Source organism: Bifidobacterium ruminantium DSM 6489 (assembly GCF_000770925.1).
GTDB classification, from domain to species: Bacteria; Actinomycetota; Actinomycetes; order Actinomycetales; family Bifidobacteriaceae; genus Bifidobacterium; species Bifidobacterium ruminantium.
On sequence record NZ_JDTK01000030.1, the window covers coordinates 1 to 13,177 of the forward strand.

Genomic DNA, 13,177 nt, shown 5'->3' on the forward strand with positions numbered 1-13,177 from the left:
CGGCATCCGCATCGCGCGGGTGCCGGCTTTGCCATATGTGCGTATCGGCGGGCGGTGGCACAATGGGAGCCATGGCATCCAAAGGAAAACCGTCGCCTCGTTCCGCGGTGAAGCCGCTGAGCGACGAGCAAGTGGCGAAACTCGCGAAGAAGCATCATCTGGTCGATCCGACCCACGATTTCCCGACCGGCCCGCGCAAGGCCAACACCGCGGAAATCGAAGCGCAGCATCCCAAGGCCACGCAGCGTCTGCTGACCGGCTGCGACTTGGTCATGCGCACGCATAGCAAAATCCGCGTTTGGGGATTGGAGCACGTGCCGGAAACCGGTCCATTCATCACTGCCGCCACACATGTGACCATGTACGACGTGTTCGTGCCGATGGTTTCCATGTTCCATCAGGGCCGCCGTCCGCGATACATGGCCAAGGCGGAGATGGCCAAATGGCCGCTGATCGGCAAATGGTTCCAGCTGGTCGGCATGCAGCCGGTCGAACGTCGTGCCGGCAAGGCCAGGGCTATTGAGGAGACGTCCGTGGAGATTCTGACCTCCGGTCGTCCCCTGACCGTATGGCCGGAAGGCACCGTGACACGTGACCCGCAGAAGTGGCCGATGAGCATGAAGAACGGCGTGGGCGTGATCGCGCTTGAGGCCTCGCGTCGGCTCGGCTACCAGGTGCCGCTGTACTGTTCCGTGACGTGGGGTGCGGCGAGCATCAACCACTGGTGGCCGTGGCCGCGCAAGAATGTGGTGATGTGCTTCGATGAGGCGCTCGATTATTCGGATTTGCTGGATGGCTGCGATTCCTGGGGCAAGGACGTGCCGACCGATCGTGCCGACGAGCTGACCCGCCGCATCCGCGTGCGCATGACCGAGATCATGGCTGAGATTCGCGGCGAGCAGGCGCCTGACGGCTACTGGGACTACCGCACCATGAGCCGCGTGAAGGACTAACTGTCCGTCGCGTCGGCGGTTGCAGTGTGCGTGGTCGGCGGTAGCATAGAGCAAGTGTTGGAACGCGGCGGCCCGCGACGGGCGGCCGGAGCAATTCAAGGAGCTGAACAATGGCGAATGTGACGGTACTGGGCGCTGGCGCGTGGGGAACGGCCTTCGGTCAGGTGCTTGCCGACGCGGGCAACGACGTGACCATGTGGGCCATCGAACCGGAAATCGTGGAAGGCATCCGGGACCATCACCATAACGGCGTGCGTCTGCCCAGCGTGGAGAAGCTGCCGGACAACATGACCGCCACCGGCGACCGCGCCGAAGCCGTGGCTCATGCTGACATTGTCATCGTGGCCATCGCCGCGCAGTTCGCCCGCGTCGCACTGGCCGAATTCAAGGGACTCATCCCCGAAACCGCGCTCGTGGCATCCCTGATGAAGGGCATCGAACGCACCACCGGCAAGCGTATGGACGAAGTCGTCATGGAAACGCTCGACCTGCCGAAGGAACGTTTCGCCGCCATTTCCGGACCGAACCTGAGCAAGCAGATCGCCGACCGTGAGCCGGCCGCGACCGTGGTCGCCTGCGCGAACCTCGACAACGCGCGCAAAATCGCCACCGCCTGCACCACCGACTATTTCCGTGCGTTCGTGACGCGCGACGTGATCGGCCTGGAAATGTGCGGATCGCTGAAAAACGTGGTGGCGCTCGCCGTGGGCATGGCCCGTGGCGCTGGCTACGGCGAGAACACCGCGGCCATGATCGAAACCCGCGGTCTTGCCGAACTGACCGCGCTGGGCGAGGCGGCCGGAGCCGATCCGAAGACCTTCGCCGGACTTGCCGGCGTGGGCGACCTCATCGCCACCTGCGGTTCCCCGCTGAGCCGCAACTACACGTTCGGCTCCAACCTCGGCAAGGGGCTGAGCGTCGAAGAGGCCACCAAGGTGAGCAACGGCGTGGCTGAAGGCGTGCCGACCACCGACGCGGTTGTGGCGCTGGGCAAGCAGTACGGCGTGCCGACCCCGCTGGCCACGGCCATGAGCCACGTGCTGGACGACGGCATCTCCTGCGCGCAGATGCTGTCCGAACTGTTCGGCGAGGGCATCACCGAGGAGTAACAACCGGCTTGTATGCTGGATGCTTGGCAAAAATCCTGAAAAGTCATAAAAGTTAAGGAATAAAGGCTATAGATATGGCAAAAAAGCGCATTGTGGTGATGTACGGCGGCAAGGCCGACGAGCATTCGATCTCCTGCATCTCCGCTGCGAGTGCGCTGCGCGCGCTGGACACGGACAAGTTCGAAGCCATTCCGGTGGGCATCACCAAGGACGGCAAATGGATCGTCAACGGCGAGAATCCGCTCGGATGGAGCCTGGACGAAGGCCTGCCTACCGTGGAGAAGACCCCGGGTGTCAAGGATGTGGTGCTTGAGGTGGCTCTCGGCCAGGATGGCTTCTTCGCCCGCGAGGACGATGGCACGCTGACCCCGTTCGGCCATGTGGACGCGGTGTTCCCGGTGCTGCACGGACCGTTCGGCGAGGACGGCACCATCCAGGGTCTTTTCGAAATGATGGGCGTTCCGTACGTGGGTTGCGGTGTGCTCGCTTCCGCCGCCTGCATGGACAAGCATTACACGAAGGTGCTGCTCGCCGCCGCTGGCATTCCCGTTGCGCCCGGCATCACGCTCGACGCACGTTCCTTTGACAAGGCTTCCGAATTCAAGGCGAATGCCGATGCGATTATGGCGCAGGTTAGCGAAGCCGGCTTGCAGTATCCGCTGTTCGTCAAGCCGTCCCGCGCAGGTTCCAGCTTCGGCGTGACCAAGGTGGAGCATGAGGGCGATGCGGCCGAACTCGCGGCCGCCGTGTTCGAAGCGTCCCACCACGATTGGCGCATCCTTGTGGAACAGGGCATCGACGCGCGCGAAATCGAATGCGCGGTGCTGTGCCCGAAGGCCGGCGAAGCGCCGCAGGCCAGCTGGCCAGGTGAGATCGTGCTCGACAAGCGTGCCGAGGGCGACGACCAGTTCTACGACTTCGACAGCAAGTACATGGACTCCGCCGCAAGCCACGTGGAAGTGCCCGCCAACCTGCCGGAGGAGACGCTGAACCTCGTGCGCGAAACCGCCAAGAAGGCGTTCGTCGCCGTGGACGGTGCCGGTCTGAGCCGCGTGGACACCTTCGTGACCAAGGACGGCAAGGTGATGGTCAACGAAATCAACACCATGCCGGGATTCACGTCCATCTCCATGTACCCCAAGGCATGGGAGGCCACCGGCGTGCGCTACACCGACCTGATCACCAAGCTGATCGAAGGCGTGCTGCGCTGAGACGGCGCTCGCCGTGTGACACCCCTGCGTGGTGAGATTTCAAGCTGATATTCAGAGTACTGGTAGTACAGTGCTGAATATCAGCTTTTTTGTTTGCTCTTCGTAAGGTGACCATGACGTTTCCGCAATTTCCGCAGCAACCGCAATACCAGCAGGGGCCGGTTCCGCAATACCAGCCGAACAGCCCGCAATCGCCGCAGCCGCCGATCGACAATCGCAATAATCCATATCGCAATCCATTCGTCGAATGGCTGCAACGGGCGCGACGCGACTTCTCCAGAATCGGTGCGAGCCTATGCCTGATGGTGGTCATCTGGTACGCGCTCGCAACGGTGCTGGAAAGGGCGCTGTACGCCGTCGCGGGAGGCAAGGGCGACGTGCCGAACTGGGTCACGTACGTGGGCTCCGGCGTGCCGCTGTATCTGATCGCCATGCCGGTCGCGGTGATGCTCATGGGCAAATCGACGGTCATCGAAACCCGCAAATTCGACATGAAACCGGGCCTGTTCTTCAAATTGCTGCTCATGTGTCTGCCGATGATGTGGCTTGGCAGCGTGGTCGGCAGCATGCTGTCGATGGCGCTGTCCAACGGCGAGGCGACGGACCGCGTCTCCGATCTCGCCATGCAGACGAATATTTGGAACGTCGTTTTCCTAGTGATCGTCGGGCCGATTTTCGAGGAATGGCTATTCCGCAAGCAGCTGATCGACCGCACCCGCAAATACGGCGAGAAAACGGCGATTCTGCTGTCCGGACTGGCGTTCGGCCTGTTCCACATGAACCTGTTCCAATTCTTCTACGCGTTCCTGCTGGGAATCATGTTCGGCTACGTCTACACGCGCACCAGCAAGCTGCGTTATTCGACGGCCATGCACATGATCGTCAACTTCAACGGGGGCGTGCTCGCGCCGTGGATTCTGACGCGCGTCGACCTGGACCAGCTGGAGAAGGTGTCCGAGGCCGCGGAAAACGGCAACACGGTGGCGATGGAGCAGTGGGCTTCGCAGAACATCGCCGGACTGGCGATCATGGTCGTCTATTTCCTGCTGTACGGCGCCGTGATTCTCGCCGGATTCGTGCTGCTGATACGCAACTTCAGGAAAGCCGAATTCTACACCGCGCCGGAGGAGCTGCCGCGTGGGACCGGCGCCAGAACCGTGTACGGCAACGTCGGCATGATCACGTTCATCGTGCTCACGGTGCTGCTGACGGCGATCAGTCTGTTCCTATAGCCGCAGTCGCGCGGATTATGAAGGCCGGCCGGGGATACGTTCCCGGTCGGCCTTTCTGTTGCCCGCATAGCTTGTGTTGCGTGCGTTGCGCACGCCGCTGCCGCTATTCGCCGCTGCCGACCGCGCGGTGCTCAAGATAATCGGCATGCGCGATCGACTGCGCCACCGCATCCGCCATCGTGGACAGCAGCAGGTCGTTTTTCGCGAACGCGTAGATCGTGCCGTCGATGCCGTACGGGGTGAAGCCGTTGAGCTTCACCACCGGCTTGTATTGCGGGTTGGCAAGCCCCACGGTCGCATGTTCCACGGTGCTGACGATGTCGGCCTTCATACGCTCCACATCCACGCCCGCCTTCGCGGTGAACGGCACCGACACCAGGCACTCGTTCGACGGGTCGAGCTTTTCCAGCGAGGCGGTGTTCAGAATGGAATTCGGAATGACCATCTCGTTGCCGTTGCGCTCGCGCACGATGGTCTGACGCCAGTTGATGTCCTTGACGGTGCCGGCGACGCCCGCCACCTTGACGTAATCGCCCGGCTGGATGACGCGGCCGAGCATGAGCCCGAATCCGCCGATCACATTGGCGATCGTATCCTTCAAGCCCAGCGACACCGCAAGACCGCCGATGCCAAGCGCCGTGAACAGGGTGGTCGGATTGATGCCGAACACCGGTTGCAGCAGCGTGCCGATGGCGAACACCCACACCACCACGCGCAGGATGTTGACGAAGATGGATGCGTTCGGCACCTGCGATTTGTCGAGCACGCGACGCACCACCTTGGTGAGCGCCTTGTCGATGAGCGCGGCGACGATGAGCACGACGGCGAGCAGGATGAGCTTGCTGTAGTTTTTGGCAAGCCAGTGCATGAGAATTTCAACTGGATCCATGGCTGCCTAGTCTACACAGGGGACGTTGCGCAACGCTTGCGATTGACTGGATGATTCCTGATCCGCCGGCTGGCCGCAGCGGAGCATAATGGATTCCGTAGGATGCGTTGGACAGCGAAAAGGGGTGCGACATGGGCAATGTCGTGGATTATGTGCGGCGCGAGTTTCATGGATTCGCGGAGCTGCCGTTCGGCGATGTCGATTCGCTGGTGCTGGCTGAGCTCTCATATATGCGGCTTTCCGGCTTGGTTCCGGCGTTCGGCGAGGCGAGGTCGGTGGCGACGGTGCCGATTCGAGAGCTGCTGCGTGCGGAAAGCTATGACGACATGTTCGTTTCGAATTCCTTCGATATGAACGAGTATCGGCTCGCGTTGCTGCGTGCCGTCTGCGAATCGCCGCGTTTCCGCGCGTTGCGTGTCGGCGAGTACGCGGAGCGTCTGAGCGAGCGCGAACAGCAGCAGTTCGCCGCGATGACGTTCGACGTGGGTTGCGGGTCCGTCGATTCGCTGTATGTAGCCTTCCGTGGCACCGATGGCACGCTTGTCGGATGGAAGGAGGATTTCAATATGGCGGTGCGTTGCCCGGTGCCGTCCCAGGAATCCGCGTATCGGTATGTGAACTCGATTCTGGACAGGTCGGAAGGTTTCCTTTCGTCGGGCGATTCGCCCGCGGTCATGCTCGGCGGGCATTCGAAAGGCGGCAATATGGCCGTGTATGCGGCCATGCGTATCGCGCACGATGACATCGAAGTGGCTGGCGAGCGCGCGCGGCGGCTCGGATTGCTGCCCTCATTGGGTGGGCCAGTGCGGGGTCGCAACAGACGGATCTCCCGCATCTTTTCCCATGACGGGCCGGGCCTTCCGAAATCGACGGTGCGCGGTCAGGCGTACCGTGCAATCGAATCGCGTATCCGCAAAACCGTGCCCGAATCGTCCGTCGTGGGCATGCTGCTGCAATCGAATGCGCCAGTGCGCATCGTCAAAGCGGATGCCATCGGCATCATGCAGCATATGGGAAACAGCTGGCAAGTGGCGGAAAATGGCGATTTCGAACAGGTGGACGAGCTGACGGCCGGCGCGCAGCTCATCAAACGAACCCTCGACGGGTGGCTTGACACCGTAAGCCAGGAGCAGCGCGAGCGCGCCATCGACCAGATCTACGGGATCTTCGCGGCGGCGGGATACGGCAATATCGCCGATTTGGTGGAGCATTGGACGGATTCGCTGCCGAAGATTGTGGAGGCGGCGCGCAATACGGATCGGGAGACGCGCGGACTCATCAGGGCGGTGATCAAGGCGATTCCGGTCAGCGCGGCGAAGGCGGTGCGCGAGGGCTGAAGCGGGTTGAGTGCCGAGGCGGGCTGAAGCGCGTGCCGAGGCGGGGCTATGGGCGGATGCAACGGCTGGTCGGGATGGTTGCCGAGCCGCATTTCGGCCGATTCATGTGTCACGATCCTCGAAAAGGCGTGAAAAATGGAATTGTGACACATAAGTGCCGCGCAAATGACACACGAGTGCCGCGCAAATGACACATAAGAAGGGCAATGGAGGGCATCGGGGCGCTGATGATCCGGATGCATCCCCGTTCGCTGACGTAGGATGGTGCGGTGCGGACGCATAATTGTGGAAGCATAATGGAATGCGGAATGTCGACGGCTGCGAAAGGGGTGTGCAATGGGCAACATCATCGATTACGCGCGTACGGAGACGCGCGATTTCGGCGAGCTTCCCTTCCGTGAGGCCGACGCGCTCGTGCTCGCGCAGCTTTCGTACGACGACGTGCCGGAATGCGTGCCGCGGCTTGACGACATCGAATCGCGATACGGCACGTTGCGTGACCGTGTGAAGCAATTCGACCCGCGCCATCCCATATGCTCCGTGCGGATGCTGCGGAAACCTCCATTCGACGGTGTGACGATCGCGCGCGCCGACGACGAGCTGCACCATGGAAGCGCGGTGCCCGACCATAATGTCGAGAACGTGGGCTTGGTCGATCCGCAGGTGACGCACGATTTCTACCATGCCATCGCCGCGAATCCGCGTTTTTCCGGCATTGAGATGGGCGCTTTTCTCGAGCAGTTCGACGGCGATGAGCAGACGCAGTTCGCCGCCGCGACCTATCGCCTGCCGTCCGGCATGCTGGTTGTGGCGTTCCGCGGTACTGACGATTCGCTCGTGGGTTGGAAGGAGGACTTCAACATGGCCTTCCAATACCCGGTGCCGGCGCAGGTGACCGCCGCCGACTATCTTGCCAGGGTGGCCGAGTTGTGGAAGGATGTTCCGATCGTGCTCACCGGCCATTCCAAAGGCGGCAATCTGGCCGTTTATGCGGCGATGAACGCTGAGGACGGGGTGAAGGACCGCATCGAACGCATCTATTCGCTGGATGGCCCCGGATTTCCCGAGGCCGTGGTGAATAGTTTCGAATACTCGAGCGTGAGCGGCCGCATCGTCAAAATCGTGCCGGACTCGTCGGTGGTGGGCATGGTGTTGGAAACCCCGGAGCGCTGCATCGTGGTGAAGTCCGACGTGGAGGGCATTATGCAGCATTTCGCGTTCTCCTGGCGGATGCACGGCGACGAATTCGACAAGGTGGAGGATGTGGCCAGCAGCTCGGTCACTTTCAACAAGGCGCTGAACAAATGGCTGGCCAACCTGTCCAAGGAGCAGCGGGAACGCGCGGTGGACGCGTTGTTCGCGGTGCTTGAGGCGTCCGGCGCGGGCAGCATCTCCGCGATGATGGCGGCCGGCCCGAAGGTCATTCCAGAAATGCTCGGCACTTATGTCGGATTGAGCGGCGAGGATCGGCGCAATCTGAATCAGGCGCTGGTGATTATGCTGCAGGCCGCGCTCGCCCGCAATCCGAAGGTGCGGCGCAAGTGAGTGGTCGCGTGTGATGGTATGGCGGGACGAAGCGTCCGTCGTTGATCGCCACAATAAAATGCGACATGGTGTGCAGTTTGTTCTAGACAGTCTGTATAATAACCCGCGTTGCGTATATGAAGCGACCGTCCATAAGGGGGACCATGCCACGTCCACGCCGCGATTCGGAGATTCTGCCAGCGAAGGAACGTCTCGAAAACGCGTTCTGGGAACTGCTTTCCGAACGGGAATACCGCAAAATCACCGTCACCGACATCGTGCGGACGGCGGATGTGAATCGCAATTCCTTCTATTACCATTTCGCAGGACTGCCCGAGCTTGCCGACTCCGCCATCCTGCACGCCGTGGAGAACACGCCTATGCCCGGCACGCCCGACGCGAGCTTCGATCCCGGCACCGAATGGCGCAAGCATGTGACCGCGTTGCTGCGCGATCCCGAGCAGCGTCAGCGGCTCGACCGTCTCGCCCTGCTGGCCGGCTCGCACAGTTCGCCGGAATTGGTCGAATCGATGCGGGAATTCGGCAGGCTTACTTTGATTTCCGTGTTGGGGCTTGACGCGGATCATCTCGACCTGAAAACCGATCTGATGCTCGACTTCACCGTCGGAGGTATGCTCGCGGTGCTGCGCCGCTGGCCGAAACTGCACGAACAGCTGCCGATGGATGCTGTGTTCAACGAGGATCTGGCGGTGCTGGCCACGGGCCTGTTCATGTCCATGTCCAAAACCGACATGCTGGGTTATTGGAAGCGCATCTTCAGCAGTGGTTTCGTGGCGGGGCAGGGCGTGCAGAGCGAAGCCGAACAGAAAGCCGAACAGTGAACGATGTGCCGCATGTCGTGACTTGTCGGTGGTAGAAACGTCTGTAGCGGCGCTCTTCCAGGGCGCGGCGGGCGCATGATACGCGCACGCAACAGCACGACAGGGAGGTTGTTCCATGATCAACGAAGCCTACAAGGCCATGCTCGGCGGCAAATCCGTGATCCGCGAGCTGAGCGAATACGCGACCGCGCGCGGCGCCGAAATCGGCTATGAGAACGTATTCGACTATTCGCTGGGCAACCCGAGCGTGCCGTGCCCGCAGGATTACACGGACGCCGTGATCGACCTGTACAAGACGGCCGAGCCAGTGGCATTGCACGGTTATTCGCCTTCCCTGGGCATTCCGTCGGTGCGCAAGGCGATCGCCGACAGCCTCAACCGCCGCTTCGGCATGGATTACACGGCTGATTACATCTTCCCGACTACGGGTGCGGCGGGCGCGTTGGCGCACGCGCTGCGCGTGGTGACCAAGCCGGGTGACGAGGTGATCACCTTCGCCCCGTATTTCCCGGAATACCAGCCGTATGTGAACGGCACCGGCGCGCACCTGACCGTGGTGCCCGCGGACACTGAGAACTTCCAGATCAACTTTGAGGCCTTCGAAAAGGCGCTGAACCCGGGAACCGCGGCGGTGCTCATCAACACCCCGAACAATCCGTCCGGTGCGGTCTACTCCGCCGAGACGCTGACCCATCTGGCCGAGGTGCTCAAGGCCAAGCAGGTCGAGTACGGCCATGACATCTTCCTGATCTCCGACGAACCGTACCGCGAGATCGTGTTCGACGGCGGCGAGCAGCCGTATCCGAGCAAGTTCTACGACAACACGCTGTCCTGCTATTCGTATTCGAAGTCCCTGTCGCTGCCGGGCGAGCGCATCGGCTACGTGGCCGTGAATCCGCGTGCCACCGACGCCGAGCTGATCGTGCCGATGTGCGGACAGATCAGCCGCGGAACCGGCCACAATTGCCCGTCTTCCACCGCGCAGCTGGCTGTGGCCAAGGTGGTGGACGAGACGAGCGACCTGTCCGTGTACGAGACCAACATGAACCTGCTGTACGACGCGCTGACCCGTCTGGGCTTCGACGTGGTGCGCCCCGGCGGCACGTTCTACATCTTCCCGAAGGCGCTGGAGGAGGACGCGAACGCGTTCTGCATGAAGGCCAAGGATTATGACCTGATCCTCGTGCCGTCCGACAGTTTCGGCGTTCCTGGCTACTTCCGCATGGCGTACTGCATCGACACCGACAAGGTGAAGCGTTCCATCGGCGCTCTCGAGCGTTTCGTGCACGAGGTGTACGGCCTCTGAGACCGCGTCACAGCTCCCACTGCTTGAGCTCGGCGACGAGCTGGACGTAGAATTCACGCACGTCGAATCCGGGGATGTTCTCGCGGTTCAGGTCGATCATGTCCGCATGCGAGATGCCGCGCTTGCCCTTCGGCTCAAGCCAGGTGAAGCGGTCGCCCCACGGGAATGATGATTTGGCGACCAGTCCGTCGTTCGGCCCGTCGAACCATTTGACCAGCGAATGCGTGAAGTTCAGAGGGAACCTGCCGCCAGTCGCATGCCTCAGGCATGAGCCGACGCTGTGGCATATGATGCCCGCGAACTGTCCGTTGTTTACCGGTTCCGCCAATGCGGAGCCGGTGTCCGTGCCATCGTCCACGCCGTCGTCCGTGTTGGCGGACATGCCGCTGGTCATGGCATTATTCGGAACGCCGCGAGCGGTTTGAGCAGCGGGGAAGGGCTCCGCGAGCATCTCAGCGTTCAGATTCGAGCATCCGGCCTGCGTGAGGTCGCGCACCGCGGCCAGGAAATCCGGATGGGGGTCTCCCAGACGTTCCGCGGCGGCGTTGTAGGCGGACGCCACCCGATGCCGTGTGAGGGGGGAGGCCTTCGACAGCAGATAATCGGCGAATCCGCAACCACGATGTGGCGTATTGATGGTGGTCAGCGACGCGACGTAGGGCGCGGCTCCGCAACGGGCGATCGCGTAGCGCATGTCGAGTCCGCCTTTGGAATGCGCTATCACGTTGACTTTGCCACATCCGGACATTCCCACGATGTCCCGTATACGTTCGGTCAGTTCGCGCGCGCTGTCGCGTACGGAGGCTGCCGATTGATGGTTGCCGTAGTAGATGGTCGCGCCGTTGCGCCGCAGCTCGTCGGGAATGCGCCCCCAATAATCGAACACGTCCGAATCGCGGAAAAACACGCCATGCACCAGCAGTATCGGATATTTCGTGGCGCAGATCCGTTCGTCCTCGCGGCTGGCGTCAAGCCGTTCCTTCGCCTCCTCCACGACGGTCTCTGTATCCAATATATGAATGATCTTGAGCAGCATGACCAGATTCACGACTGGAATCCAGCCGCAGATCATTCCCATGGCGCGGGTTTTGACGCCAAGCTGCACGGAACTGACGTACGCGGCGATCATGCCTCGCCAGAACAGCAGGCTCTCCACCAGAAAACAGGAGGCCGCTCCGCAGATCCACAGCTTCCAATCCGACGGAATCAGGCGGAAGGCGAGCACCGTCTGCATGACGACCGAGAACGCCGCCGACCACCAGAACACCTTCAGCGCGGCCACGGCCCGGTAGCAAATCTTCAGCTTGCTGTCCCGCAGCTTTCTTGGGTGCGTCGGGATGCCCGGCATCGCGATTGCGGCCACGCTCGTGACGATTGCGCCGATCACGACCAGTGCCAGATTTGTGCTGCCGAGATGCGCGTTGACCAACGGGGATACGCAGTTCGCGACCGCCGCGATGATGGTCGCATCGATGGCCAGCCAAAGTGTTTCCGCCATGGTGTTGTGTTGCATGTTATGGATTTCGTAGGAAATGTTCTATTGATTGTAAAATTACAGCCTGTTATCGACGGTTTGCCGTAAATTGTCGACAATTCTGCTCAAGGTCTCGCTGAACGTCTTCTGATCGGCGTACATGGAATCGAACAAGGTGTCGAGATTCGCGCGGAAATCCTTGGGCAGGATGGCGCAATCGCGTTCGGCGATCCTGCCGAGGCGCTTCTCGCCGGGATGGGTGCGGCGGTTCAGCGCGAACAGCACGTCGAAATACGATTCCATGAACGCGGCGACGCGATGGTTGACGGCGATTTTGTCACCCCGGCTCGCGGCCGTGCGGATTTGCTTGTCGTACGACGGCAGATTGCCGGTGAGCAGGCGCATGTTGCGGCTGATGATGTTGCGCCGCAGCGCTTCCGGGAACGGCACGTCGAAGCGTTGGCGGGCCGCGGCGTACCGTCCGTCGCGGTCGAACAGGATTCTGCTGGTGAGCATGTTGTGCCACATGCACGTCGTGTAGCCGTTGTTCGCGTGGAACCGTTCCACTACATCGGCGACGTTGTCCGAAAACCGGTCCAGATTGCGGTACAGGATGTCGATTCCGACGCCGTCGTTGAGCGTGCAGTCGTCCTCCGTCTCCCAGAAATCGTTGTCGATCTCCATATGACCGCAATATTTGTCGAGCAGCCGACGCCGCCGCTCCGCCGGCACGGTTGCGGTGACGTACACATACACGTCGTAATCGGATTTCTTATCGTTGTCTCCGGCGGCGCGCGAACCGCCCAATGTGATGGCCTCCACTTCCGGCCATACGGACATTGCCACAACCAATTCATCAACCAATGACATCGTTTACCTCTCTGCCTCATTGCCTGAGTGATGCCTCGTTGCACCACGTTATGCAAACGCTTCCATCGTAACATACCGATCGGTAACTGTCGATTTTTGGCTGGTTTCCAAATCTCGGTTTCCTTGGCTCCACGATAGGGCGGTTTAAGTCCACGGGTGCGATGCCGTCCGCGCAGACTGTCGACAAGTCCAAGCTGACCGGCCGCGATCGAATCCGCCGGCAAGCTGGCCGAGAAGGCTGGTCTGGCACGAACCGGCGCGTCTGTGGCCGCCGTCGCTGGCGTGCTGGTGCTTCTGACCGCGCTCGGTGCTGGTCTCGAACATGAGACGACGGCCAGCAGGATGGCGATCGACAGCACGCCGAGCGACGCGTTGCCGGTGATCGACGTGGTTGTGGCCACCAGGAAGGTGCCGATGATCGAAGCGGTCT

General features: G+C 61.5%; 11 protein-coding genes. 8 read left to right on the forward strand and 3 right to left on the reverse strand.

All coding sequences use genetic code 11. The features are described from left to right. Nucleotides 1-71 precede the first annotated feature (71 nt). The 4 genes from OU26_RS08825 (at nt 72) to OU26_RS08840 (ending at nt 4,505) form a co-directional block, all read left to right on the forward strand. Nucleotides 72-953 (forward strand): lysophospholipid acyltransferase family protein, encoded by an 882-nt coding sequence (locus OU26_RS08825; protein WP_026647011.1) that lies wholly within the window; start codon nt 72-74, stop codon nt 951-953. 110 nt (nt 954-1,063) lie between these two features. Continuing rightward, nucleotides 1,064-2,062 carry an NAD(P)H-dependent glycerol-3-phosphate dehydrogenase gene (locus OU26_RS08830; RefSeq protein WP_026647010.1) on the forward strand — a complete coding sequence of 333 codons (999 nt, stop codon included), beginning with the start codon at nt 1,064-1,066 and terminating at the stop codon, nt 2,060-2,062. A 74-nt stretch (nt 2,063-2,136) separates the two neighbouring features. After that, nucleotides 2,137-3,273 carry a D-alanine--D-alanine ligase family protein gene (locus OU26_RS08835; protein WP_026647009.1) on the forward strand — a complete coding sequence of 379 codons (1,137 nt, stop codon included), beginning with the start codon at nt 2,137-2,139 and terminating at the stop codon, nt 3,271-3,273. A gap of 113 nt (nt 3,274-3,386) precedes the next feature. Beyond that, entirely contained in the window at nt 3,387-4,505 is a 1,119-nt protein-coding gene (locus tag OU26_RS08840) for a CPBP family intramembrane glutamic endopeptidase (RefSeq protein ID WP_026647008.1), read from the forward strand. A gap of 103 nt (nt 4,506-4,608) precedes the next feature. Here OU26_RS08840 and OU26_RS08845 read toward each other — a convergent pair whose 3' ends face one another. Next, on the reverse strand, nt 4,609-5,394 hold the full coding sequence (locus tag OU26_RS08845; protein ID WP_026647007.1) for a mechanosensitive ion channel family protein: 786 nt from the start codon (nt 5,392-5,394) through the stop codon (nt 4,609-4,611). A gap of 131 nt (nt 5,395-5,525) precedes the next feature. On the opposite strand from OU26_RS08845, the gene OU26_RS08850 reads away from it, so the two are divergent. The 4 genes from OU26_RS08850 to OU26_RS08865 all read left to right on the forward strand — a co-directional run bounded on the left by OU26_RS08850 (nt 5,526) and on the right by OU26_RS08865 (nt 10,403). Then, nucleotides 5,526-6,731, forward strand: coding sequence for a DUF2974 domain-containing protein (locus tag OU26_RS08850; RefSeq protein ID WP_026647006.1), 1,206 nt, complete (start codon nt 5,526-5,528; stop codon nt 6,729-6,731). 336 nt (nt 6,732-7,067) lie between these two features. Beyond that, a complete protein-coding gene (locus OU26_RS08855; RefSeq protein WP_026647005.1) occupies nt 7,068-8,276 on the forward strand; it encodes a DUF2974 domain-containing protein in 1,209 nt (402 codons plus the stop codon). 143 nt (nt 8,277-8,419) lie between these two features. Further along, nucleotides 8,420-9,097, forward strand: a complete 678-nt coding sequence (locus OU26_RS08860; protein WP_026647004.1) for a TetR/AcrR family transcriptional regulator — start codon at nt 8,420-8,422, stop codon at nt 9,095-9,097. A 115-nt stretch (nt 9,098-9,212) separates the two neighbouring features. After that, nucleotides 9,213-10,403, forward strand: coding sequence for a pyridoxal phosphate-dependent aminotransferase (locus OU26_RS08865; RefSeq protein WP_026647003.1), 1,191 nt, complete (start codon nt 9,213-9,215; stop codon nt 10,401-10,403). 7 nt (nt 10,404-10,410) lie between these two features. Here OU26_RS08865 and OU26_RS08870 read toward each other — a convergent pair whose 3' ends face one another. Both OU26_RS08870 and OU26_RS08875 read right to left on the reverse strand, forming a co-directional pair. Then, nucleotides 10,411-11,901 (reverse strand): esterase/lipase family protein, encoded by a 1,491-nt coding sequence (locus tag OU26_RS08870; RefSeq protein ID WP_026647002.1) that lies wholly within the window; start codon nt 11,899-11,901, stop codon nt 10,411-10,413. Between the two features lie 54 nt (nt 11,902-11,955). Further along, a complete protein-coding gene (locus tag OU26_RS08875; protein WP_026647001.1) occupies nt 11,956-12,747 on the reverse strand; it encodes a DUF4037 domain-containing protein in 792 nt (263 codons plus the stop codon). Nucleotides 12,748-13,177: the final 430 nt, after the last annotated feature.

Coding starts and splice junctions, on each gene's coding strand:
- OU26_RS08825 (WP_026647011.1), top strand. CDS start 72: ATGGCATCCAAAGGAAAACCGTCGCCTCGTTCCGCGGTGAAGCCGCTG.
- OU26_RS08830 (WP_026647010.1), top strand. CDS start 1,064: ATGGCGAATGTGACGGTACTGGGCGCTGGCGCGTGGGGAACGGCCTTC.
- OU26_RS08835 (WP_026647009.1), top strand. CDS start 2,137: ATGGCAAAAAAGCGCATTGTGGTGATGTACGGCGGCAAGGCCGACGAG.
- OU26_RS08840 (WP_026647008.1), top strand. CDS start 3,387: ATGACGTTTCCGCAATTTCCGCAGCAACCGCAATACCAGCAGGGGCCG.
- OU26_RS08845 (WP_026647007.1), bottom strand. CDS start 5,394: ATGGATCCAGTTGAAATTCTCATGCACTGGCTTGCCAAAAACTACAGC.
- OU26_RS08850 (WP_026647006.1), top strand. CDS start 5,526: ATGGGCAATGTCGTGGATTATGTGCGGCGCGAGTTTCATGGATTCGCG.
- OU26_RS08855 (WP_026647005.1), top strand. CDS start 7,068: ATGGGCAACATCATCGATTACGCGCGTACGGAGACGCGCGATTTCGGC.
- OU26_RS08860 (WP_026647004.1), top strand. CDS start 8,420: ATGCCACGTCCACGCCGCGATTCGGAGATTCTGCCAGCGAAGGAACGT.
- OU26_RS08865 (WP_026647003.1), top strand. CDS start 9,213: ATGATCAACGAAGCCTACAAGGCCATGCTCGGCGGCAAATCCGTGATC.
- OU26_RS08870 (WP_026647002.1), bottom strand. CDS start 11,901: ATGGCGGAAACACTTTGGCTGGCCATCGATGCGACCATCATCGCGGCG.
- OU26_RS08875 (WP_026647001.1), bottom strand. CDS start 12,747: ATGTCATTGGTTGATGAATTGGTTGTGGCAATGTCCGTATGGCCGGAA.